General features: G+C 43.9%; 22 protein-coding genes. 10 read left to right on the forward strand and 12 right to left on the reverse strand.

The features are described from left to right. Positions 1 to 146 precede the first annotated feature (146 nt). Complete coding sequence (locus tag AC1DQW_RS04540) at positions 147 to 662, forward strand: hypothetical protein (RefSeq protein WP_477453029.1); 516 nt, start codon at positions 147 to 149, stop codon at positions 660 to 662. A 51-nt stretch (positions 663 to 713) separates the two neighbouring features. Here AC1DQW_RS04540 and AC1DQW_RS04545 read toward each other — a convergent pair whose 3' ends face one another. The 3 genes from AC1DQW_RS04545 to AC1DQW_RS04555 form a co-directional block, all read right to left on the reverse strand. Next, positions 714 to 1,409 (reverse strand): molybdopterin-dependent oxidoreductase, encoded by a 696-nt coding sequence (locus AC1DQW_RS04545; RefSeq protein WP_477453030.1) that lies wholly within the window; start codon positions 1,407 to 1,409, stop codon positions 714 to 716. A 151-nt stretch (positions 1,410 to 1,560) separates the two neighbouring features. Further along, positions 1,561 to 2,634 carry a peptide chain release factor 1 gene (prfA, locus tag AC1DQW_RS04550; protein WP_477400731.1) on the reverse strand — a complete coding sequence of 358 codons (1,074 nt, stop codon included), beginning with the start codon at positions 2,632 to 2,634 and terminating at the stop codon, positions 1,561 to 1,563. A 216-nt stretch (positions 2,635 to 2,850) separates the two neighbouring features. Beyond that, on the reverse strand, positions 2,851 to 3,600 hold the full coding sequence (locus AC1DQW_RS04555; protein WP_477453031.1) for a UDP-2,3-diacylglucosamine diphosphatase: 750 nt from the start codon (positions 3,598 to 3,600) through the stop codon (positions 2,851 to 2,853). Between the two features lie 187 nt (positions 3,601 to 3,787). On the opposite strand from AC1DQW_RS04555, the gene AC1DQW_RS04560 reads away from it, so the two are divergent. Next, a complete protein-coding gene (locus AC1DQW_RS04560; protein ID WP_477453032.1) occupies positions 3,788 to 4,006 on the forward strand; it encodes a hypothetical protein in 219 nt (72 codons plus the stop codon). Positions 4,007 to 4,236: 230 nt separating this feature from the next. On the opposite strand, the gene AC1DQW_RS04565 is transcribed toward AC1DQW_RS04560, so the two are convergent. Further along, a complete protein-coding gene (locus AC1DQW_RS04565; protein ID WP_477453033.1) occupies positions 4,237 to 4,992 on the reverse strand; it encodes a hypothetical protein in 756 nt (251 codons plus the stop codon). A gap of 381 nt (positions 4,993 to 5,373) precedes the next feature. Between AC1DQW_RS04565 and AC1DQW_RS04570 the strand changes: the two genes are divergently transcribed. The 4 genes from AC1DQW_RS04570 to AC1DQW_RS04585 all read left to right on the forward strand — a co-directional run bounded on the left by AC1DQW_RS04570 (position 5,374) and on the right by AC1DQW_RS04585 (position 11,209). Then, a complete protein-coding gene (locus tag AC1DQW_RS04570; protein ID WP_477453034.1) occupies positions 5,374 to 7,413 on the forward strand; it encodes a prolyl oligopeptidase family serine peptidase in 2,040 nt (679 codons plus the stop codon). 67 nt (positions 7,414 to 7,480) lie between these two features. Beyond that, a complete protein-coding gene (locus AC1DQW_RS04575; protein WP_477453035.1) occupies positions 7,481 to 8,131 on the forward strand; it encodes an SGNH/GDSL hydrolase family protein in 651 nt (216 codons plus the stop codon). A gap of 139 nt (positions 8,132 to 8,270) precedes the next feature. Then, entirely contained in the window at positions 8,271 to 8,864 is a 594-nt protein-coding gene (locus AC1DQW_RS04580; RefSeq protein ID WP_477453036.1) for a hypothetical protein, read from the forward strand. An 80-nt stretch (positions 8,865 to 8,944) separates the two neighbouring features. Further along, positions 8,945 to 11,209: a Tex family protein gene (locus AC1DQW_RS04585; RefSeq protein ID WP_477453037.1), complete on the forward strand. Its 2,265-nt coding sequence runs from the start codon at positions 8,945 to 8,947 to the stop codon at positions 11,207 to 11,209. Between the two features lie 123 nt (positions 11,210 to 11,332). Here the strand turns inward: AC1DQW_RS04585 and AC1DQW_RS04590 are convergent, their stop codons facing one another. From AC1DQW_RS04590 to AC1DQW_RS04605, 4 genes are all read right to left on the reverse strand, one after another. Beyond that, positions 11,333 to 11,887 (reverse strand): type 1 glutamine amidotransferase domain-containing protein, encoded by a 555-nt coding sequence (locus AC1DQW_RS04590; RefSeq protein ID WP_477453038.1) that lies wholly within the window; start codon positions 11,885 to 11,887, stop codon positions 11,333 to 11,335. A gap of 106 nt (positions 11,888 to 11,993) precedes the next feature. Next, positions 11,994 to 12,896 carry a LysR substrate-binding domain-containing protein gene (locus AC1DQW_RS04595; RefSeq protein WP_477453039.1) on the reverse strand — a complete coding sequence of 301 codons (903 nt, stop codon included), beginning with the start codon at positions 12,894 to 12,896 and terminating at the stop codon, positions 11,994 to 11,996. A gap of 9 nt (positions 12,897 to 12,905) precedes the next feature. Further along, positions 12,906 to 13,691: a hypothetical protein gene (locus tag AC1DQW_RS04600; RefSeq protein ID WP_477453040.1), complete on the reverse strand. Its 786-nt coding sequence runs from the start codon at positions 13,689 to 13,691 to the stop codon at positions 12,906 to 12,908. A 179-nt stretch (positions 13,692 to 13,870) separates the two neighbouring features. Next, on the reverse strand, positions 13,871 to 14,878 hold the full coding sequence (locus tag AC1DQW_RS04605; protein ID WP_477400744.1) for an aspartate-semialdehyde dehydrogenase: 1,008 nt from the start codon (positions 14,876 to 14,878) through the stop codon (positions 13,871 to 13,873). Between the two features lie 311 nt (positions 14,879 to 15,189). Between AC1DQW_RS04605 and AC1DQW_RS04610 the strand changes: the two genes are divergently transcribed. From AC1DQW_RS04610 to AC1DQW_RS04625, 4 genes are all read left to right on the forward strand, one after another. After that, a complete protein-coding gene (locus AC1DQW_RS04610; protein ID WP_477453041.1) occupies positions 15,190 to 16,140 on the forward strand; it encodes an NAD-dependent epimerase/dehydratase family protein in 951 nt (316 codons plus the stop codon). Positions 16,141 to 16,270: 130 nt separating this feature from the next. Further along, positions 16,271 to 16,996 (forward strand): YebC/PmpR family DNA-binding transcriptional regulator, encoded by a 726-nt coding sequence (locus AC1DQW_RS04615; RefSeq protein ID WP_477400747.1) that lies wholly within the window; start codon positions 16,271 to 16,273, stop codon positions 16,994 to 16,996. A gap of 202 nt (positions 16,997 to 17,198) precedes the next feature. Continuing rightward, the gene (locus AC1DQW_RS04620; RefSeq protein ID WP_477415937.1) at positions 17,199 to 17,414 is read left to right on the forward strand and encodes a DUF2442 domain-containing protein; all 216 of its coding nucleotides are present in this window, start codon (positions 17,199 to 17,201) and stop codon (positions 17,412 to 17,414) included. Positions 17,415 to 17,494: 80 nt separating this feature from the next. Further along, entirely contained in the window at positions 17,495 to 18,478 is a 984-nt protein-coding gene (locus AC1DQW_RS04625; protein WP_477453042.1) for a hypothetical protein, read from the forward strand. A 79-nt stretch (positions 18,479 to 18,557) separates the two neighbouring features. On the opposite strand, the gene AC1DQW_RS04630 is transcribed toward AC1DQW_RS04625, so the two are convergent. From AC1DQW_RS04630 to AC1DQW_RS04645, 4 genes are all read right to left on the reverse strand, one after another. Then, positions 18,558 to 19,913 (reverse strand): glucoamylase family protein, encoded by a 1,356-nt coding sequence (locus tag AC1DQW_RS04630; protein WP_477453043.1) that lies wholly within the window; start codon positions 19,911 to 19,913, stop codon positions 18,558 to 18,560. A 21-nt stretch (positions 19,914 to 19,934) separates the two neighbouring features. Beyond that, positions 19,935 to 21,578 carry a glucoamylase family protein gene (locus AC1DQW_RS04635; RefSeq protein ID WP_477453044.1) on the reverse strand — a complete coding sequence of 548 codons (1,644 nt, stop codon included), beginning with the start codon at positions 21,576 to 21,578 and terminating at the stop codon, positions 19,935 to 19,937. 121 nt (positions 21,579 to 21,699) lie between these two features. Next, the gene (locus tag AC1DQW_RS04640) at positions 21,700 to 22,575 is read right to left on the reverse strand and encodes a LamG domain-containing protein (protein WP_477453045.1); all 876 of its coding nucleotides are present in this window, start codon (positions 22,573 to 22,575) and stop codon (positions 21,700 to 21,702) included. A gap of 19 nt (positions 22,576 to 22,594) precedes the next feature. Then, positions 22,595 to 24,079, reverse strand: a complete 1,485-nt coding sequence (locus AC1DQW_RS04645; protein ID WP_477453046.1) for a RagB/SusD family nutrient uptake outer membrane protein — start codon at positions 24,077 to 24,079, stop codon at positions 22,595 to 22,597. Between the last annotated feature and the right edge of the window lies 1 nt (position 24,080).

Raw genomic sequence — 24,080 nt, forward strand, 5'->3', positions numbered from 1 at the left:
GCGGATAGCAAAATAAATCGCGCATCATTGATCGTCAAAATAATCTTCCTGTAAATTTTGACGGGTTTAACATCGCGAACCGTATTTTAAAATTGGTTGATATACGCCATCTTGCATAATTTCCCTATTTTAGGCACACAAACACCATGAGCATGCGAAATCTCCTTTTAAAAGGCATAAAGTCCTTTTCTTTCATCTTATTAGCATCAGCTATTTACGGTAGTGCATCTGCCCAAACCGCACCGCCAGTAGTAAAGGCTGAAACCGCAGTTAAAGCACCGGCAGCCGGGATTATTACACCGGTTATCCTGATAGATAGATTTTTTAAAAGCTACGATAAGGAAAGCACCACAAAAGCGATGTTGGATATTTTTAAAACCAACCCGCTTATTGATACCAACAGCCTGATAAAATTGATAACTAAAATAGATACCACGCGCAGTGTAATGGGGCCTTATCTTGGTAAAGATTTAATTGCGCAGCGTAAGGCATCAAACAGTTTTGTACTTTACAGCTACCTTGTAAAACACCAAACACAGCCGCTAAGGTTTACATTTATGTTTTACAAACCTAAAAATGACTGGGTAATATTCCGCCTGTATTTTGATGATGCGGTGGCAAGCGAACTTGAGCAATCTGCAAAAATAACCGGGAAACCATAAAGGCTAAAGGCCTTTTGACGAAGCTTTGGACTTTTAACCCTAAGCTTTCAGCTAATCGCTATATCTGTCGTTACGCCAGGGGTAGGCAGTGTTTGAGTAACCCCGGTCTTCCCAAAAGCCTAATTGGTTTTCGGTTAAAAACTCAATGCGCTTTATCCATTTGGAGCCTTTCCAGGCATATAGCTGCGGGGTTATCATACGTACTGGTCCGCCATGCTCAATTGGTAAAGGTTGCCCTTCAAAAGTATGCACCAATAACACATCGGGTTTTAAGGCTTCCTCAAGCGAAATATTGGTAGTGTAGGTATCGTATCCATAGCACATGATGTGGGTAGCATTTTCATGAGGGTGTACCAATGCGGCAAGGTCAAGCAGGCTTACTCCCTTCCATGACATATTCAGTTTCGACCATGTGGTAACACAATGAAAATCTGATGTGTCTTTGGTTTGCGGCAAATCCATAAACTGTTTCCAGGAGAGCTTTACCGGGTTTTCAACGGCGCCATCTATAGTGAGCCGCCAGCGATCGGTAGGTATATTGGGTTGATAACCCAGATCGAGCACGGGCCATTTTGTTGTGATGGTTTGCCCAATTGGAACAACCGGCATGCCATGCCTGTTTATCTTGCCCGATCCGCGTGGTGTATCATCAGCAACAGAAGGTGTAAGCTTCATCTTTTCTTCAAATCGGGCCTTAAGTTTCATCCGGGCCTCGATAATACGATCAAGTTTTTCAGATTCTTCCATGGTATTAAAGGTACAAAAAAGCTTAAAGCACAAAGCTGAGGGCAGAAAGCTTTTTTGGGGTAAAAGAAAAGGCTTTAAGCACGATGCTCAAAGCCTTTGATATAAATTTTTTCGAAAAAAAACTTTCTGTCTTTAGTTTTAAGTATTCGGCTTAAACAACAGTTCCTTCTTTAAGCTTTTCTGCATTCTCGGCAAATTGTAATGCTTCCATTATTTCCTGCAGATCGCCGTTTAATACACCGGGCAGGTTGTATATGGTTAACCCTATACGGTGCTCGGTTAAGCGACCCTGGGGATAATTATAAGTACGCACCTTGGCCGATCTGTCACCGGTGGAAACCATGGTTTTACGTTTTTTTGATGTTTCTTCGAGGTGCTTTTGCAGCTCCATTTCATAAACCCTTGAACGTAATACCTGCAGGGCTTTATCGTAATTTTTTAACTGCGATTTTTGATCCTGGCATTGTGCCACAATTCCCGTAGGAATGTGGGTTAACCTCACGGCCGAATAGGTGGTGTTCACCGATTGTCCGCCCGGGCCTGAGGCGCAGAAAAGATCCTTACGGATATCACTCACCTGCAAATCAATATCAAACTCATCAACCTCGGGCAATACCACAACAGATGCGGCAGAAGTATGCACACGGCCCTGCGTTTCGGTATCCGGCACGCGCTGTACGCGGTGCACACCCGATTCATATTTTAAGGTACCATAAGCATCCTCGGCGTTTACGTTGAATACAATTTCTTTGTAGCCACCACTTGTACCTTCGGTATAATCAACCAGTTCGGTTTTCCAGCCACGTTTTTCGCAATAGCGCATGTACATGCGGTAAAGATCGCCGGCAAACAAAGCTGCTTCATCACCACCTGTTCCGCCACGGATCTCCACAAGGGCATTTTTAGAATCCTCCGGATCTTTAGGGATCAGCATCAAACGGATCTGCTCTTCTTTTTCCTCCTGCTGGGTTAGCAGTTCGTCAAGCTCAGATTTAGCCATTTCACGAAATTCTTCATCCTTTTCGGTAGCCAGAATTTCTTTGTTGCTGTCAATATTGCTCATGATGTTGCGGTAAATATTGTACTCATCAACAATCTTGGCCAGGTCTTTATATTCTTTATTCAGCTGGGCATAGCGCTTCATGTCCTGCATAACTTCAGGATTGCTCAATTCACCTTCAACGTTTTTCCAGCGTTGATATATCAGTTCTAATTTCTCTAACATAATCTGTTTTCAATAGCTAATTGAAGCAGCTATCCTGGGTGATGGTCCGGCTAAGAAATGCGTCACGTTTCGGTCGGTTTATAGGCTTGCTTCAAAAAACGCACAAAAATACGCATTTTAGTGCATATATTTTTTCAGGGGATTGTAAGTTCTGCTGAAATAGTAAGTCAGTAGATTATAGTGGATTGTCAAAGACTTTTATTGACTATTAACCATTTACTTTTCAAAATATTCCAGCTTAAGCTCATTGCCATCAAACACGGCGTAGGTGTAGTAGTTCACCCATTCGCCCAGGTTAATGTAGCGGGTTTGGGGTGTAAGTTGTATATCCAGCGGTAAATGGCGGTGGCCGAAAATAAGATAGTCGTAATAGTTAGTCTTCAATTCCTCCCGGCAAAAGCTAACCAGCCATTCCTGTTCTCCGGGTTTAGGGTTTTCTTTCTTCTGATTGCTTATGCGGCTATGGGTTGACCAATAGTTGGCTATGCCCACACCCAAATTAGGATGTACCCTGGCAAATAGCCATTGGCAAAAACCGCTGCGGAAAAAGTTTTTTAAAACCTTGTAAAACCGGTCGCCTGGTCCAAGTCCATCACCATGATGAAGAAAAAGCTTTTTCCCATTACGTTCAATAACTAATTCATCGCTGATGATGGTTGCACCAAGCTCATTTTTTAAATAATCAAACATCCACATATCGTGGTTGCCCTTAAAAAAATAAAGCTTTACACCTGCATCGGTAAGTTCGGCCAGTTTGCCCAAAAAACGGATGTATCCTTTGGGTACTACAGTTTTATATTCAAACCAAAAATCAAATACATCGCCCATTAAAAACAGTTCGGCGGCATCGGTTTTTATGGTATCCAGCCAGCGTACTATCCTGTCTTCGCGTTCGCGGCTGGCTGCGTATCCGCCGGTACCTAAATGAAAATCAGAAGCAAAATAAAGTTTGTTACGGGTTGGCATACCTGCAAAAATACATTTAAACGATGAAAGGAAAAAATGAACCTCAGCCCAACCCGGCGAAGGGGGAAGGGAAAAATATTAAAACATGAAACTGAAAATATACCTCATCTGCACAGATTATTTGGGCATACAAGCAAACAACGGGCTATCTTGAGGGTTATAAATTATATATTAAACAATAAAAATTATGCCACTTCCCGAAAATCCAAATCTTGATGATAGCCAGGATGAAAAAGATCCCGGTAATGAATATGAACAGAATGAAGGCAAGGATACAGGTAATGAACGCCTGGATAAGGATATTGCCGATACAGCCGGTATTGATGCCGCAACCCGGGCCTCGGAGGCCGCCTTTACTTTAAATCTTGATGACGATATAGCCTCTGCTCCGGATAAAAATCAATAAACACGAATGCTTGCAGGTTGGCTACAATTGAATCGGATTTCACGAATTTTAATAAGAAGCACGAATACCTGAAAGCGGGCTGCAATTGAATCGAATTTCACGAATTTTAATAAGAGGCACGAATACTTGGAAGCGGGCTACAATTGAATCGAATTTCACGAATTCTTAAATGGGATAGATCCAATCTAATCATTTTGTAATTCGCAAAATTCGTGCAATTAGTGTTTTAATTAAAATTCTTTATACAAGCCAAACAACATTTGGCCCTCGGTGATTGGCTGTTTAGCAACCGTGCGGCCAAGAACAAGTGTACGACCGGTGTAAGTGATTTTTGGTCCGGTTGAGTTAATGTAATTTCCCTTTAAAAATAAGCCCCATCCCGCGCCGGTATTTAAGCGGATGGCTGCACTACCACCATAAGCAAATGCGAATTTATTTGAACTTTGCTGAATAAACTCTCCGGTTTGCGCATCTACTCCTTGTATCTGTACCGCTACCTGTGGTGTTGCAAAGCTTTTTATTGCCCCGGCCGATGCCCTGAAATCGAAGGAAAAAGCATGCCATACCAAAGTGTATTGTGGCCCTAATAAAACATTAAGGCTTCTGTAGCGCTTGTTGGCAGTAACTATCGAGCCATCGGCTATATAATCGTCTGTGTATCCTTGTGAAAGTTTTGCATCATCATCGTAAGTTAAGTTTCCCTGGTCCTGATAGCTTACGGTGTAGCCTAAAGCTACACGCTTAAAAAAGTAATGAGCACCGTCTAAAGAATAAACTATACCTTTTTTTGCAAAACCAGCTTTCGGATTGCTATAGTCAGCTACTTTAAATGCACCAAATGGTTTCGACAAACCTGCACCTAAACTTATATAGCTTTTAGATTTTTCGGGAGCCACATCATCATCCTCTTTAATATCCTGGGCTTTTGAGTTAAGCGCTATCAGCATACAAAAAGCTGCAGCAAAAAGTGTAAAAGTTTGTTTCATGTTTTAATAGTCCTAATAATAAATAAGGTTTGCTTTTGCCCTTGTTATTTGGTTTAGCAAACGTGTAAAAAAATGCATTATTATAATTGCCCGTACTGATAATAAAAAACCAGTCGCCAATAAATAATTATACATGCCAACAGGCAAAAGCATCAGCAGAGGCCTCATTTTAATTACGGCTGCTAATATAGCTTGCCCCGCTCAATTAAATGGCAGAAATGGGCAAAATTAACAACTTTTAACCTTTATTGACTTAATCATTTGCTGGCATTTGGCTCAAATCCCTATCTTTAGTTCCCTGTAATTTAAATCCGGATGAAAAAAACAACCTGTTTATTTGCATTAGCTGTTTTATTTTGCAGCTATACCTACGCACAACTAATGAATACTAAAGCACTGTTATACCCCCAAACAAAAAAGGTTGATACCATTGATTCTTATTTTGGCACCCAGGTGCCCGATCCCTATCGCTGGCTGGAAAACGACCAGGCTGCCGATACCAAAGCATGGGTAAAAGAAGAAAATAAAGTTACCCAAGGCTACCTGCAACAGATCCCTTATCGCGAAGAAATGCGCAAACGCCTGGAGCTGCTATGGAACTACGAAAAGTACAGCGCCCCGTTTAAAGAAGGTAAATACACCTACTTTTATAAGAACGACGGGCTTCAAAGTCAATCCGTATTATACCGCCAGCTGGGTGATAAAGGCGCCCCCGAAATATTTTTGGATCCCAACAAATTCTCGGCCGATGGTACAACATCATTACAAGGGATAGACTTTACAAAAAACGGCGACCTGGCCGCCTACCAGGTCTCGGAAGGGGGATCAGACTGGCGGAAGGTGATTGTGATAAAGACAAGTGATAAAAGTGTGGTGGGCGATACGCTTATCGATGTAAAATTCAGCGGCCTGGCCTGGAGAGGTACCGATGGTTTTTACTACAGCAGTTATGATAAACCCAAGGCGGGCAGCCAGCTATCGGGGCTTACACAATATCATAAACTGGGTACACCGCAGAGCACCGATAAACTCATTTTTGGTGGCGATAAAACACCCCGGAGGTATATAGGCGCTTACCTTACCGAGGATGAACGCTTTTTGGTGATTAGTGCGGCTACATCAACCACGGGGAATGAGCTTTACATTCAGGATTTGGGCAAACCGGGCAGCCAGATTGTGAACGTGGTTGATAATTTTGATAACCAGCATTCGGTATTGGATAATGTGGGCGGCAAGTTGTACATCATCACTAATATTTATTCGCCAAACTTTAAAATTGTTACGGTGGATGCGGAGACCCCTACCATTACCCACTGGAAAAACCTTATCCCCGAAACAAAGAATGTATTAAGCGCCAGTACGGCTGGTGGAAAAATCTTCGCCGAGTATTTAAAAGATGCCACTTCGCTTGTACAGCAATATGATATGGACGGAAAGCTGGAGCGTACTATCACCCTGCCATCGGTAGGTACTGCAGCGGGTTTTGGAGCTAAAAAGGAGGAAAAAGAAACCTATTACACGTTTACCAGCTACGTTTACCCGCCAACAATTTTTAAGCTTGATATCGCAAGCGGGCAATCAACCGTCTACAAAAAATCGGGGGTAAAGTTTGATCCTGAACTGTACGAATCCAAACAGGTGTTTTATACGTCGAAGGATAAAACAAAGGTCCCAATGATCATCACCTACAAAAAGGGTACAGTACTTAATGGCGAAAACCCTACATTACTATATGCTTATGGAGGTTTTGGTGTAAGCCTAACCCCGGCATTCAGTACGTCAAATATTATCCTGCTGGAGCATGGCGGTATCTATGCTGTACCCAACTTGCGTGGCGGCGGCGAGTATGGCGAAACCTGGCACCGCAAGGGGATTAAAATGAAAAAACAAAACGTGTTTGATGATTTTATTGCCGCTGCCGAATATCTCATCAAAAACAAATACACTTCAAAAGAGCATTTGGCTATTTCTGGTGGCTCAAACGGGGGATTGCTTATAGGCGCTATGCTTACGCAGCGGCCTGATCTTTTTAAGGTAGCTTTCCCAGCTGTGGGCGTTTTGGATATGCTGCGTTATAACAAGTTTACTGCGGGTGCAGGCTGGAGTTATGATTATGGAACAGCCGAAGATTCAAAAGAAATGTTTGAATACCTGTATAAGTATTCACCATACCATGCATTACAGCCGCGGGAATACCCTGCAACTATGGTTACCACTGCCGATCATGACGACCGGGTAGTGCCTGCCCACTCTTTTAAATTTGGTTCGCGCATGCAGGAATACCAGAAAGGGGCCGAGCCTGTACTTATCCGGATTGAAACAAATGCCGGGCACGGCGCAGGCCAGTCAACCGCGCAGGTTATAAGCGGGCAGGTTGATAAATGGGCTTTTATGTTTTGGAATATGGGCGTGAAGTGGTGAGCGAATTACCGGGGTTAAAAAGTAATGGAATGTATGATTCTTTCCTGAAAGGAAAAAAAATAACAATATGAAACAATATCTTTTATCAATAACTATACTGTTATTTTCCATTTTATCCTCTTTTGCCCAGGATAAAAAGCCAAACCTCAACATTGTTTTTATCGGCAACAGCATAACCCAGGGCGTTCAACTGCCCGATGCTGCTAATGATGCGCCACCCGCTACCGCGGTTGCTTATTTACGTAAACAAGAAAATTTGGGAGCAGTTGAGTTTAGTAACCAGGGCCACAGCGGTTATACCACACTCAACTTTTTGCCCGGTGCAGGCGATACATTTACTAAAGTTGAAACAGCAGCCAATGCTTTTACAGACAAGGAGGCGTTACTGATCTTTTCGGTTAAACTGGGTACTAACGACAGCGCGATACAAGGCCCACGCGGCGCACCGGTATCGCCCGAAAATTATATCCAGAATGTAAAAACCATTATCGATAAACTGCTGGCTGATTTTCCAAAAGCCATCATCGTATTGCAGCATCCCATATGGTATAGTCCCAATACTCAAAACGGTTCGAAGTATTTGCAGGAAGGTTTAATCAGGCTGCAAAGTTATATACCTAAAATTGATAGCCTGGCAACAAGCTATTCAACGATAAGCCCCAAACATGTTTTTGTGGCGATAAAAGGGCTTTTAAATATTTCAGGAAGCATCACTTAACAGATCTGATCCCGGAGAATGGGAAACAAGGAATATTTTACCTGCATCCTAATAAACAAGGCGCGGTTGCGTTGGGTGAGTTTTGGGGGAGAGCGATCAATAAGATTGTGAAGGATAATTTTTAAACAGAGTTTCTGAGATGATAAAAAAGATCCCGCGAAAAATTTTTTTGAAAAAGAACCCAGATTTTCCTGTAGCCAGCTATTACAGGAATAAATACTTCTTCCCCCAAACGTATAACAACTATATTCTCTATGCTGAAGGCAGATCTACAATAGGAATATGTAGAAATGTATCGATAGGGCTGTCTGTATTAATTAAGAAATTGGAGTTTCGGGAGCTGTCGTTTTTAGGTGACACAACTTCTCCATGGCTGTTCAGAGATCATGATTACAAACCCGTTAAACAAGGATTAGATTATTTGATACAACACAAGATAAGCAAAAGCTTTAATGGTGCTATTCAAGTTGATAGTATAGATGTACTTGAATTTTTGAAACATATATTTTGGTTGGTTAGGTGTAATGGGATTGTATTTACTCCTCATTTTAGTGACCAGGATTTTAATGCTTTGATAAGTATCTGTCAGTATGGGAATATTCATTTCTGTACCATGAATGAAGAAGTTGATGTAGCGTTTAACCGAGCCATCCTTGACACCGGTTTGCATTTTTTAAATGAAAGCCGATGCAGTAGCTACAGAATACCGCACCGGAAAGCTACATATATGTAAAGGGCCCCCCTCAATTGTTAACAATCTTTTTTTGAATTGTAAAGGTATTCTTCTCAACTTCGCAGTCCGAAATTTGATGTATGATATCTCATTCTAAAAAAATAGCTGCAGAGCTTTCTATTTCAGAGAAACAGGTAAGCGCAACCCTTGCTTTGCTTGATGAAGGCGCAACCGTTCCGTTTATTTCCCGTTACCGCAAAGAGGTTACCGGCACGCTTGATGAAGTGCAGGTTGCCGAGATCCGCGACAGGGCACAACAACTGCGCGACCTGGATAAACGCCGTGAGGCCATCCTGAAATCGCTTACCGATATGGGGAAATTAACTCCCGAATTGGAAAAGCAGATCAATGAAGCCGAGACCATGGTTACCCTGGAGGATATTTATCTGCCTTATCGCCCAAAACGCAAAACCCGCGCTACCGCTGCCCGCGAAAAAGGCCTTCAGCCATTGGCCGATTTGCTGCTGGAGCAACGCAAAGCCGATTTGCAAACCGAAGCCGCTGTATTTATTGACGCTGAAAAAGGCGTAAACAGTATCGAGGAAGCATTGGCCGGTGCAAGGGATATTATTGCCGAAACCGTGAGCGAAAATGCAGAAGTACGTACCCGCATCCGTGAATTGTTTGTGGAGAAGGGAACATTTCAATCAAAAGTTATTGAAGGCAAAGAGCAGGAGGGGATTAAATATAAAGACTACTTTGATTGGACCGAGCCTGTAAAATCGGCCCCATCACACCGCATCCTGGCTATGCGCCGCGGCGAAAAAGAGGAGATTCTTTGGCTGGATATTAAACCCGCCGAAGAGGAGGCTATTGCCGCGTTGGAAGATAGCTTTGTTAAAGCCAGCAATCCATCTGCCGACCAGGTAAAACAAGCCATTGCCGATGGCTATAAGCGCCTGCTGAAACCATCTATGGAAACAGAGGTGCGCCTGCTTACCAAAAAGAAAGCAGATGAAGAGGCTATTCGTGTTTTTGCCGAAAACGCCCGTCAGCTTTTGTTAGGCGCGCCGCTTGGCCAAAAACGGGTAATGGCCATTGACCCGGGCTTCCGTACAGGCTGCAAGCTGGTTTGTTTGGATGAACAGGGTAAGCTGTTAGAGAATACGGCCATCTATCCGCATACGGGTGCAGGCCAGGCAAGAGAGGCTGAGAAAACAGTACAACACTTGTTCGAAAAATATAACATCGAAGCTATTGCCATAGGCAACGGCACCGCAGGTCGCGAAACGGAGTTGTTTGTGCGCAACCTTAACCTGCCAGGCGTAGCCATAGTTATGGTGAACGAAAGCGGGGCTTCTATTTATTCTGCATCTGATGTGGCAAGAGAGGAATTCCCGGATAAAGATATAACAGTGAGAGGCGCGGTTTCTATCGGCAGAAGGTTGATGGATCCATTGGCCGAGCTGGTAAAAATCGATCCAAAATCAATCGGTGTAGGTCAGTACCAACACGATGTGGATCAGAATAAATTGCAAACATCATTGGATGATACTGTGATGAGCTGCGTGAATGCTGTTGGTGTGGAGTTGAACACAGCATCTAAACAGATCCTGGCTTATGTATCGGGCCTTGGGCCGCAATTGGCACAAAATATTGTGGAGTACCGCGATCAGAACGGCGCTTTTAAACGCCGCGATCAGCTTAAAAAAGTTCCCCGCCTGGGCGAAAAAGCCTTTGAGCAGGCAGCGGGTTTCTTACGAATCCATCATGCTGAAAACCCGCTCGATTCCAGCGCGGTACACCCGGAGCGTTACAGCTTATTGGAGCAAATAGCCAAAGATATGAAATGTACGGTGAGGGACCTGATGGGCGATGCCGCTATTCGCAGGAGTATCCCGTTGCAGAAATACACATCAGAAACGGTTGGTTTGCCTACGCTGAATGATATCATGGCCGAGCTTGCCAAACCGGGCCGCGACCCGCGTGAGCAGTTTGAGGCTTTCAGTTTTACCGACGGCGTAAACGCTATTGGCGATCTGAAAGTGGGAATGAAACTCCCTGGCATAGTAACCAACATTACCAATTTTGGTGCTTTTGTTGATATTGGCGTACACCAGGATGGACTTGTACATTTAAGCCAGATCACCAACCGCTTTATTAAAGATCCCAATGAAGTGCTGAAGGTGCATCAAAAAGTAGAGGTTACTGTTACTGAAGTTGATGTAAACCGCAAGCGTATTGCGCTATCAATGAAAGAAAATGATAAAAGCAATCCATCCGAAAGAAGGAATGAGGACAGGCGACCTGCGGGAAATAAACCACAATTTAATAAAAGACCCGAGCCTGCACCAGAAACGGATATAGCTATAAAATTGGCGGCTTTGAAGAATAAATTTAAGTAAGGCTAATGCCTCTCGTCATACTGCCTTCCGCAAGAAAGCATCGATTCGTAGACTGTAAAGAGCGAATAACCGATACTTCCCTTCGGAACGCAGGACTACAAGAGGTTTTGTTAGGAATTATCTTTACGCGCTGTGATGTACCCCTTCGGCAATTTCTTCAATTACTTTGCGGTTAAATGCATCCAGATCTGCGGGTGTTCGGCTGGTCACCAGGCCGTTATCAACAACAACCTCCTGGTTAACCCAATTGGCACCTGCATTTTTAAGGTCGGTTTGCAGGGATGCGTATGAGGTAAGCTTACGGCCGTTAATCAATCCCGTTTCAATAAGTAATTGCGGGCCGTGGCAAATAGCTGCTACCGGTTTACCTTCATCTAAAAATGCGGATGCAAAAGCCACGGCATCTCTGTTCTGCCTCAATTTATCGGGATTGAGGACGCCACCTGGAAGCACCAAAGCATCATAATCATCGGGATTGACCTCGCTTAATTGTTTGTCGACATTTATTTCGATACCCCAATTGGTCTTGTTCCAGGCTTTTATTTTGCCGCTTTCTGGTGATATCACATGTACAATAGCGCCGGCTTGCTCCAGTGCCGCTTTTGGGCTTGTTAATTCTACTTGTTCAAATCCTTCTTCGGTAAGGATTGCTACTTTACGATTATTTAAGTTTGTCATAATTATATTAATTATTGAATACAAAAATTAACTTACTATATAACTACAGGCAAAAAAGGAGATGGTTTTAGAAAATTTTAAATTGAAAGAAGGTAAGTTTGAGGGATTATTTACCCTCTATATGCTGCAATGCAAAATTGATAAAATTGCTCGTTAACCCGTAATCTTCTGTACCCTTACGGCGGATGAAGAAGAAATCACGGGTGATCTTTAGGCCCTCTATAGGTACCTCCACCAGGTCGCCCTCGGCAAGTTGACGTATAATGGAGGGACGTGGCATAAAGCCCAGGCACTGATCGGCCAGCAGGAAATTTTTTAGTGCTTCGGTGCCGCCAAGGCGGATCTTTACCGATAGATCTGCCGGTTTAATGTGCAATGCGGATAGCGATTTCAAAACCGCGTTCAGCGTACCCGAACCGCGCTCCCTTACGGCCAATGGTGTTTTTACAAACTGTTTTAAGGTTAATGATTTGCCCGCCAGCTGACTTTTAGCCGAGCATACCGGGATCACCTCATCGCTCATGAATGGCTTGTAGGATACGGTGGTGAGTTTGTTATCAACCTCGATGATGCCAATATCCACCTCGTGATTAAGCAGGGCATTCAGAATATATTCGGAGTTTCGGTTAACCAGCTGTACATCCACATTGGCGTACTCCCGCTGAAAACCTGAGAGTATAGATGGCAATATATAAAGTGCGATGGTAGTACTGGCCCCTAAACGCAAATGCCCGGCAGCCTGCGATAGGTTGCTTAATACCGATAGGTCATATTCTATTTTTCGCTCAATCTCGGTGGCTTGCTGCAGGTATTCGTTAAGCTTGCTGCCGGCTTCGGTGAGCAGGATGCTGTTGCCTTTACGCTCGAACAGCGGCACCTTATACTGATCTTCCAGCGCTTTGATGTGCTTACTGATGGCCGGTTGGGTTACAAACAGTACCTGCGCCGCTTTTGAGAAACTCAAATTAGCAGCAACTTCCATAAAAACACGGTGGGCGAAGGATATCATTCCGCTAAGTTAATTCTTTACCTTCTCAAAAAACCTTCCGGTAAATTTATAGGTAATAAGTTTATGGGTCATTTTGCCGCTGTAATCAACCAGGGGGGTATGGATAGTTTTAGTTTCTTTATCAAAATATATACTTGGGAAGGCTTCCCAGTCGGCTACCGATTGCAGGCTGTATTCGTAATATAACCTGCTTAATACTGCTGTAGGTGTTTTTACCATCGGTACCCGTCCGTTTAATAACCCGTTTTCGATGGCAAAAGCCCGGATGCCCTGCGCGGCTTTAGCGGCCGAAAGAATGGAATTATATACCGCTAAGTAATACGTTTTATTGTTTGCGGCAAAGGTGTATATTTTAGGGTACCAGTAAGCCTCCTTGCCCGGCGGATCCATTTTTAACAGGGAAAAGGTTTTTCCCTTAACGCTGTATTGCAATACGTTATCAAAATCGTACCCGTTAGTACCCAGGTTGGTATCCCATGAATATGTACGGAACAGGCCATCTGCAGCGGTGGCTATAACCAGGCGCTCCTTTTTTAGCGCGGTAAAATTCAGGTGGATAGTATATGGATATTTAGCCGTATAGTACTTAAGCTTATAAGCGAATATGCTATTCATTTTTTTGAGGGAATCAATGGCTTTCCACTCTTTTTTGTGAGCGCCATAATAATTTACCCTTTTAAAAACCCTGAGGAGGTCATTCTCAATAGCATCCGGATTGACACCTTCCTGAGCAAACAAATTTGCTGTGATAAAACAGCAACAACAGAAAACAACAAATAGCTTAAAGGCTTTCATCGTTTACAAGTTAGTAAAAAATGCTATAAGTGGTAAATAATAGTTAAATTTTATAACTAAACTGACTTATTTTTCTTTTGCCTTTTCAAAATATTTGCCGGGTTTCTATTTTTTTTGAAAAAATAAAGCCCTGCAATTTTCACCGCAGGGCTTGTATATCTAAAATAGGTTAACTGCGATTACGCCTCAACCGGCTGACCAATCAAATGCTTGGCAGCCAGGTATTCTGCAATCTGTACCGCATTGGTAGCCGCGCCTTTACGCAGGTTATCAGATACTATCCAGCAATTTAAGGTATTATCCTGGCTTTCGTCGCGACGCAGGCGGCCAACAAAAACTTCGTCTTTATCGTGCGCGTCAAGCGGCATAGGATATTTCAGGTTGGCGGTATCATCAACCACTACAATGCCTGGCGAGTTAGCCAATAGTTCTCTTACTTCGCCCAAATCGAAATCATTTACAAATTCAATGTTTACCGATTCGGAGTGACCACCCATAACCGGGATACGCACAGTAGTAGCAGTTACCCTGATGCTGTCATCACCCATGATCTTTTTGGTTTCCAGGATCATTTTCATTTCCTCTTTGGTGTAACCATTTTCGGTGAAAACGTCAATCTGCGGGATAACATTTAAATCGATAGTGTAAGGGTATACCTTTGGTCCATCGATGCCTTTACGCTCGTTAAATAACTGGTCCACAGCTTTAACACCTGTACCGGTTACCGATTGGTAGGTTGAAACAACCACCCTTTTAATTTTATATTTATCGTGCAGCGGTTTTAAGGCCACTACCATTTGTATGGTTGAGCAATTTGGATTGGCGATGATCTTGTCATCCGCAGTCAGCACATCGGCATTAACTTCGGGTACAACCAGTTTTTTGGTTGGGTCCATGCGCCATGCTGATGAATTATCAATAACAGTTGTGCCGGCCGCCGCAAACAGCGGAGCTTGTTGTAATGAAGTGCTTCCGCCGGCGCTGAAAATAGCTACATCCGGCTTCATCTTAATCGCATCCTCAACAGAAACTACCTTAAACTGCTTACCCTTAAAAGTAATTTCTTTACCAATACTTTTCTCTGAAGCTACGGGAATTAATTCTGTAACGGGGAAGTTGCGTTCTGCAAGAACCTGCAACATTTTGGTGCCTACTAATCCTGTAGCACCTACTACTGCGACTTTCATTGTGTTAATTTGTTTTTAAATGTAATGAGCTCCTTTGGAGGTTCATTTTGAGTTAATTTGTTATGTAATAAAATATTAAACTTCAAAGATGCATAATTTTTTGGATAATCTACTGAAATAGTAGGTTTTTAGTGAATCGTTGATCAGGTGAAGGGTAGGTTAAGTGGATTGTGGCTTATATCCTGAACCGCGTGACCTGAAAACTATTTACACAGGAATACTTTTCAAACACGTCACAACTTAATCAACTACTCACCAATCAACCATCAACTTTTCACCCAAATTCCTACCTTTGCCAAAACTAAAAGTTGATGACCGAAAAAATTTTAGTGATTGGCGCCAATGGTCAGATTGGTACCGAACTGGTGATGGCTTTAAGGGGCATTCACGGAGCTGAAAATGTAATAGCATCCGACATTAACGACCCAACTTATGCCATACGAAATAGCGGCCCTTATGAAATTGTAAATGTGCTGGATAAGCATAACCTGCACCATATTTTTGATAAACATCGTCCGACACAGGTTTACCTGCTGGCAGCCATATTATCGGCCGTAGGCGAGCAAAAACCTAAAATGGCCTGGGATCTGAACATGACCGGCCTTATTCACGTACTTGATTTTGCTGTTGAATTTAAAACTGCCAGGGTTTTTTGGCCAAGCTCGATAGCTGTTTTTGGTCCGCATTCGCCGCAGTTTAATACACCGCAATATTGTGTAATGGACCCAAACACGGTTTATGGTTTCAGCAAATTGGCAGGCGAACGCTGGTGCGAATATTATTATACCAAATACGGGGTTGATGTACGGAGTATCCGTTACCCTGGCTTAATTGGCTGGAAGGCATCACCCGGTGGCGGAACTACCGATTATGCCGTGCATATATTTCATGAAGCGTTAAAAAAAGGCAAATATGAAAGTTTTCTTTCTGCAGATACTGCCCTGCCAATGATGTATATGGAAGATGCCATTAGGGCCACCATCAGTTTGATGGATGCACCGGCTGAGCAGGTTAAGATCCGATCATCATACAACCTGGCCGGAATAAGCTTTACCCCGGCGCAACTGGCCGATGAGATCAAAAAACATATTCCCGCTTTCGAGATGGGCTATGTTGAAAGCGATCCGCGCCAGGACATTGCCGATAGCTGGCCAAAATCAATTGATGATAGCCGTGCGCAGCAGGACTGGGGATGGAAACTGGAATACGAATTGCCAAAAATGACGGCAGATATGCTGGAGAATTTGAAAAAGGTAATATAGAGGTATAAAAGGTTAAAGGCGAAAGCATAAAGGTTTTACCTTTGTTGTTTTGCAAAACTTATACAAAAAACAAATTATATTCGCTGAGTCTATGGTCTATCGTCCATGGACGATGGACAAATAAAAAGTTATGGGAAGAGCATTTGAATTCCGCAAAGAAAGAAAGTTTAAGCGCTGGGCTAAAATGGCAGTGCAGTTTACCCGTTTAGGGAAAGAGATTGTGATGGCTGTAAAAGCCGGTGGCGGCGATATTACCACCAATTCGCGCTTGCGTACAGCTGTGCAAAACTCCAAGGCTGTTAACATGCCTAAAGACCGCGTTGAAGCTGCCATTAAAAGGGCCACAAGCCGCGACGAAAAAGATTACGAAGAACTGGTTTACGAAGGTTATGCACCTTATGGAGTTGCTGTTTTGGTTGAAACCGCTACCGATAATACCAATCGTACTGTTGCCAACGTGCGCAGTTACTTTACAAAATACGGTGGCTCGTTGGGTAAAACCGGGTCATTGGATTTTATTTTTACCCGTAAATCTGTTTTTACATTTGAGCCCGGCGAGCGCGACCTGGAAGAACTGGAATTTGAACTGATAGATGCCGGCCTGGAAGACCTGTTTGTAGAAGCTGATGAAGAAGGTAACGATATTGGCGTTATACATACAGCCTTTGAAGATTTTGGCAAAATGCAAAAAGCACTGGAGGAATTAGGTGTTGAAGTAAAATCAGCCAAGCTGGAGCGTGTGCCGCAATCATTTCATGAAGTAACAGAAGAACAGGTTACCGAGATCATGAAACTGATCGATCGCCTTGAGGAAGATGACGACGTGCAGGCGGTGTACCATAATATGGCGGAGTAAACGGATCTCAGATTTCTTTACCACGCGTCATTGCGAGTGATCATCAGGGGTGACCTGGAAAAAATAGTAATGACAAGTAAAAAAAGCGCGTCATTGCGAGGAACGAAGCAATCCCAAACTATGCAGATCGGATTTGCAAAGCTGCTCTGTAGGTAGGGGATTGCTTCGTTCCTCGCAATGACGGGGATTAAAATTTAATGCCATGCCACTATTCAGTTCACGTAAGGAAGAAAAGAAAGTAAAGGTAACCTTTGCCAATGGCTTGCTTTTTGTTGAAAAAGCTGATGGCAAGCAACAGGCCTTCCCCCTGGAGTGGTTCCCCAAACTGATGAACGCTACCGACGAGGAGCGTGCAGACTGGAAACAAACAGATAAAGGCATCCATTTTAATCAGCTGGATGTGGATGTGGCAACATAGATATGGGATGTGAGATATGAGATTTGAGACCGGAATGGTTTTATCTCATATCTCATATCTCACGTCTCAAATCTAATTAAATGGTTTTCGAAGAGTTTTTTAAAAAGAAAAGGATTGACCTGGCGGCTTTACAAGCGGCTGAGGGATCGTTGTTTTCTGAATTTAAAGATCACTTTGAACAGATGGGAGAGAAGAGTTTCGACCATTCCAAGAAATACTGGTTCAATAAGCTAAGGCGTCGGTTCCCGGTTCCGCAGGAAATAAAAACCGAAAAGGTTGCCATTGCAAACCCTCTTGCCGAACAAACTATTACCGATAGTTTGACAGAACCGGCAACGCCATCGCCAAAAATTGGTTTTACACCAAAATTCAGGGCGACAGCTATACCTAAACCCGTGGAGGAAAAACCGGAAGAGGTTAAGGCCGAAGAGGATAAACCTCCTGTTGAGAATATACCTGCAAAGCCTGCCTTTAAACCGCGTTTTAATCCGGCAATGGTAAAACCTAAACCTGCAGAAAGCACAGATGCTATTGAGGAAAAGCCGGAAGTAAAAGAAACAACTACTCCATCGGCAGAAACGCCTGTTACAAAGCCTGCTTTTAAACCGCGTTTTAACACTGCTATGGTAAAACCTAAACCTGCAGAAAGCACTGATGCTGTTGAGGAAAAGGCCGAGGTAAAAGAAACGACTACCCCACCGGCAGAAACGCCTGTTACAAAGCCTGCTTTTAAACCGCGCTTTAACGCCGCGATGGTAAAACCAAAGCCGGTTGTTGAGGAATCATCCGCAGAAGGTAAACAGGAGGAACCTACAGAGTCCTCAAGCGCTCCAACAGCAGAAATTCCAGCTGCAAAACCTGCTTTTAAACCGCGCTTTAACGCCGCGATGATGAAGCCCAAAACTGTTGAGGCGGAGGAAAAATCCGCGGAAAAGGAGGAGCAAATTGCTCCATCGGCGGAATCAACTGAAATAAAGCCGGCTGAAGAAACTCCTACCGCTAAACCGGCTTATAAGCCAAAGTTCAACATGAAAACCCTGCCTAAAAAGCCGGAACAGGAGTAGTGTAAATTAAAAACAGTCGCCCAACTTAGTTGAACGACTGCACAGCATCCTGTAAATCCTGAAAAATCCCTAAATCGTGTTATTTCTTTGTGATTGCCGGGCTTTCAAAACCAAGTTTGTTTAGACCGTTTTGCACATCGGGGCTGCTCATGAAAAGTTTCCAGAGCAGACCGGTGCGGTAGTTTTCTATCATTACCACAATTGGGCCCTGGTCTATAGCCAAATATGATTTTCCATACCAGTTATGCGATTCGCTGAAAGCATCGGTAAAGCCATATTCGCCCCAGATCTTATCGCCCAGATCGTAATAAAAATGGCGCAGGGCTTTCATGGATTGCTCCGGTGTGTATGGAAATGCAGATAATGCCGCTGTTGGTGTTATTACCCCAAGATCGTTTGTTGGCGAATGGGCATTATAACCTTCAAAGTTATCGCTGGCGGTAAGTCCCCAGCAGTTTTCGCCATAGCCTTTAAACTTTTTAGGGTTATCAACACAATAGGCGTAGTTAATGAGGGTATGGTTTTTATTCTGCTCCCAGTAATCGGCATATTGGTCTTTTAACCCTTTTGGATTTAAGCCCATAAACGAGTATTGCGAAAAGAAAAGCGGTCCGCCAAAATCAAAGCCCAAAGGCAATTTATAACCGTAAAAAGTTTTGCCATTTTTGAAGAAATCGCTTTGTGCCCAGCCCCTGTGGTAAACATCGGCACTTACCGGGTATCTATCCGCAGATGCAGCCAGCACGTACGTTATAAGGCATTCATTAAAGCCGTGGATAGGGAAATTCATGGCCCAGCCATTGTTGGGGCTCCAGTGCCAGTAAAGGGCATCACGACCATCGCGGGTGTACCAGCTCCATTCCATTTCGCCCCACATCCAGCTGATCACATCACGGATGCGCCGCTCTTTAGGATTGTTGGCGGTAAAGTATTGTTTTGCGCAGATCAGTCCCTGGAATAAATAGGCCGATTCCACAATATCGCCTCCGTCATCCTTGCGCCCAAACGGGATCACTTTGCCGGTTTCGCCATTCATCCAGTGGGGGAAAGCGCCATGGAACGAATTGGCCTTAAATAAAAAGTTGACCATCTTCACCATCCTGTCAACAGCCTGCTCATGGGTGATCCATTTACGGCTATCGGCAACAATGAGCGCCATTATGCCAAAGCCCGATCCGCCGGTTGTTACCACCTCATCGCCATAATCAAATGATTTGTTGCTGCGTTCGCGCGCCAGGCCGCTTACGGGGTGACCAAAATCCCAGAAATAGCGGAACGTTTGGCGTTGCACCACATCAAGTAATGCGCTATCGCTAAGATTTTTTATAATGCCTACTGGTTTAATGCCATCCGCTGCTGTGGTTTTTGTTTGCTTTTGTGCAAAGCAACACAGAGCAAGCATCAGCAAAATGGGGGTTATTATAATTTTTTTCATTTAGAATATCGTTATTAAAATTTATAGGTTAGGACTGCTGAATCCTAAGTTTTTCATGCCGGTTTTTACTTCGGGCGCACTCATAAACAGGTTCCAGAGCAGGCCGGTGCGGTAGTTTTCTATCATTACCACAATTGGTCCCTGGTCAATTGCCAGGTATGAATCTGCAAACCATGGGTTGGTTAAGTTAAAAGCATCGTAAAAGCCATATTGTCCCCATAATTTATCGCCAAGCGTGTAGTAAAAAAACCTTAAGGCCGCCATAGATTGTGTTGGCGTATAAGGCAAAGATGCTATGGCCGCGGTAGGCGCAATTACTCCAACATCGTTAGTTGGCGCGCTTGCTGTATAGCCGCCTTCAATATCACTTGCGGTTAGTCCCCAGCAATCGGCGCTGTAGCCGCCATTGGCCTGCGGGTTGGCAACGCAATAATTATAATTGATGGTGGCCTGTGCCTTGTTCTGCGTTTCGTAGTTGGCATAAGCATCGGTTAAGCCTTTTGGGTTGATGCCTAAGAACGAGTAATGCGCAAAAAACATTGGGCCGCCCTGCGCCGGACCAAGCGGTAAGGTAACACCATAATAAGTACTGCCATTTTTAATGCTGCCATTATTTGCCCATCCCTGGTCATAAACTGCTTTAGGGATGGCATGCGTTGTTGACGCTGCTCCCAGAACATAAACTATCAACGCTTCATTCCAGCCGGTAATTTTCATATTGATAGCCCAGTTTTGGTTGGGGCTCCAATGCCAGTATAAAACGTTTTGACTGTTTTGGCGAAACCAGTCCCACTCTACACCGTTCCATAAAGTATTGATATCGGTACGCAGCTGGGTTTCATCTGTACCGGTGCCATTAAAAAACTGGCGCGCGGTTATCAGGCCCTGCACCAGGTAGGAGGTTTCTACCAGGTCGGCGCCATTATCCTGCGCGCTGAATGGTACAACAGCACCGGTAACGCCATTAAGCCAATGCGGAAAAGCACCATGGAACTTTTGAGCTTTGGTATTTAAAAAGCCAACAATCTTTTGCATCCGCGCTAAACCATTGGCACGGGAGATAAAACCACGGTTAATGCCCGCAACAATAGCCATAATGCCAAAACCCGAGCCACCGGTGGTTACCACATCGCCCGATGAATTGCGTTCACGTGCGAGGCCGCTGGTGGGGTGGCCAAAATCATAAAAGTATTTGAGGGTTTGTTGCTCCACCAGGTCTAAAAGCTGATCATCGGTTATGGTGCCGAATTTTTTTGTACTATCGATAGCCGTGGTAAGCTGTACAGCCAATGCCGATTGCAGGCTGCCGCCCTTTACTGATTTTAGCGCTGTAGTAACATTCAGGGTGTACTGTGTAATGGGCGAGAAACCCGTTGGAGTAATTACAACCGTGCTATCGCTGTTTTGGTAGGTAGTATTGTAGGTAGCGGTTGCACCAGCCTTGCTGCTTATACTAATGCTGCCGGCTATTGATGTGCGGTTAAGCGGGGTTGAAAACGTAATGGCAATAGCCGGTTTGGCATTAACATTCACATATTTAAACCCATTGTTTTTTCCGTTCACTTTTAAAGCATTAAAGCTGAATGAGGCAACCGGTGGCGTAACAGGTGGTGGGGTGGTTTTTGATCCTTTGCCACAGGCAAAAAGTATGATAATTAAGCCCAAGACCAAACAATTTTTAAAATTCCTCATGCACAAACCCGACGTTAATAAATCCCGGTTAAATTATATTTTGAAAAAAATGGGTGCCCGGTTTTACCCGGAACAACCCAAATCAATCAACCAATTATCTTCCTGCTTTTTCCAGGTTATATAAAGCTAAGACCTGTGAGGCAGAAAGAGATTTGCTATAAAACCTTATCTGATCTAATGTTCCGGTTACGTAACCTGCCCAATCCTGCGCGACGGTATTGGCAGTAAGCGATGGGGTGGTTTGAAACTGCAAAGTACCAAAAACCAATTTTTTGGCATTGGTCCAATCCATAGGAGCAAAGCCCGTAACGGTGTTTTTACCTGCAAGAGCGCCATTGTAATACACATAAATTGTAGAGGCGTCTGCGTCAAAAGTTACGGTAACATTTATCCATGTATTCCAGGGATCTGCTACAGTATATCCGCCTTCCCATCCATCTATTCCCGTTGAGCTGCCGCTTTTGTTAAATGCATGCACTTTAAGTACCCCGGTTGATGATGTGCCGCCGTTATCAAAAAATATAGCAAGGCTACCCCAAAATCCGGCTCCCCCAGGCTGGTCGTTTTGAAGATCCATAAGCCCTGTTGCTGAAGTGTTTTGCGGCATATTTACCCAAACGCTTGCGGTAAAACTTTTAGAAGATTTGATCCCCGCAGGTGTATCATATAGTACGTATGATTTATCGGCTCCCTTTAATCCCTGGCCTGTTAATCCTTTAGTAAAGCTTGTTCCGGCTCCAACACCTGTGGCTCCCGATAAACTATCGGCAAGGTTGCTGTTGAATGGATAATAGGCTACTAAGCTTGCAGGTTCAATATCTTTTGTACTGCTATACCCGCCAAATGTTGGTAATGGTTTTGATGGGGCGTAAGTTTTAGGATCAAAACCTTTTTTGCATGATGATATGGTGAAGCTTGCAGCTACGCCCACCAGGAGCGCAACTGTAAGTGAATTTTTAAATGCTTTCATCGTTATTGAATTTTGATAATTAATAATTAGGGTTTTGGGTTAAAATACCCGCACTCAGGTCAATCTCGTTTTGAGGTACCGGCCAAACTTCGTTTTTGCCTGCTTTCCAACCCCTTGAACCAAAAACTTCTAAGCCTCTTCCCTGGCGTATAACATCAAAATAACGATCAAACTCCATCGCAAATTCAACTCTTCTTTCTTTATAAATAACGGCACGTAAAGCAGCCTGATCTGTGGTGGTAATTTTAGGCAGGATAGCGGCATTGGCGCCTCTTGCCCTTGCACGAACTACTTCTAACGGAGCTAAAGCGGCTGCCGAATTACCAAGCTCATTATTAGCTTCGGCATTCATCAGCAATACTTCGGCATAACGCAAAACAATTTTGTTTTGCTGGCAGCCTTCATTAAAGCCAGATACATATAGGCCAAAAGGCACATATGATTTTTGGTTGTACATAGGGTTATCACCGTTGGCAGGTATGGCATCGCCTTCGGGTGTAGTTTCGCCCCTGAAGATGATAGTGGCATCCCTGCGCGGATCGCCGGTTTCATACGCGGCGGCCAAATCGGCGCTCGGAACATTAAAGCCCCAGCCGCCGCCAGTTGAACCGCGAACGCCTTGTACCTGTGAGTATTGTGAATTGGAAGCAGCAGCATTATTGGGGATCAGCATACACTGAACCTCAAATATCGATTCCTGGTTATTTTTATGCGTAGTTCTGAACAATTGCTCATAATCAGGATATAGCGAATAGCCCATGCCCATTACCTGTGTGGTATAAGTTACCACATCGCTCCATTTCTTTTGATACATCGCTACTTTTGCATGCAGGGTTAATGCAGCGCCTTTAGTTATACGACCAACATCAGCCGAACCGTAGGTTTGAGGTAATACCGCTGCGGCATCGGTTAAATCGGTTTCAATTGCAGCATATACCTGTGCTTTGGCTGTACGAGGCAGGTTATACTCAGTGGGGCTTTTGGGTAAACTTAAACGCAAAGGTACATCGCCGTAAGCTCTTACCAGCCTGAAATAGGCATAAGCCCTGATGAATTTAGCTTCGGCAAGGTATCTTGCTTTTAACGCGTCGTCCATGGTGATGTTAGGTATATTACCCAGTATCTGGTTGGCAAAATTGATGGTTTGATACTCGCCAGCCCAAAAATCGGCAATTTGCCCTTCGCCGGCTGTTGCCGAAAAGTTATGGAAATTGTTCAGGTAAGTAGCATCGGTAGGGCTGCTGCCTTTTTCCACATCATCAGATCCCATGCTTTCAACGGCAATAGGCGCAAAAGCTATATTCTTCCATTCGTGCAGATTAGCATACATGGCATTTACTGCTGCAGTAGCATCGGCCTGGGTTTTCCAAAATTGTGTGGCTGCTGTAGTGCCGGCCGGATTGACATTTAGAAAGCTTTTTTTACAGCTTTGAAATGTTATGATAGATGCAACAAAGCCTAAAATGAGGGCCTTTTGCAAGAAAAAGTTTTTACTGTTCTTCATC

The organism is Mucilaginibacter sp. P5_A4 (genome assembly GCF_056400605.1).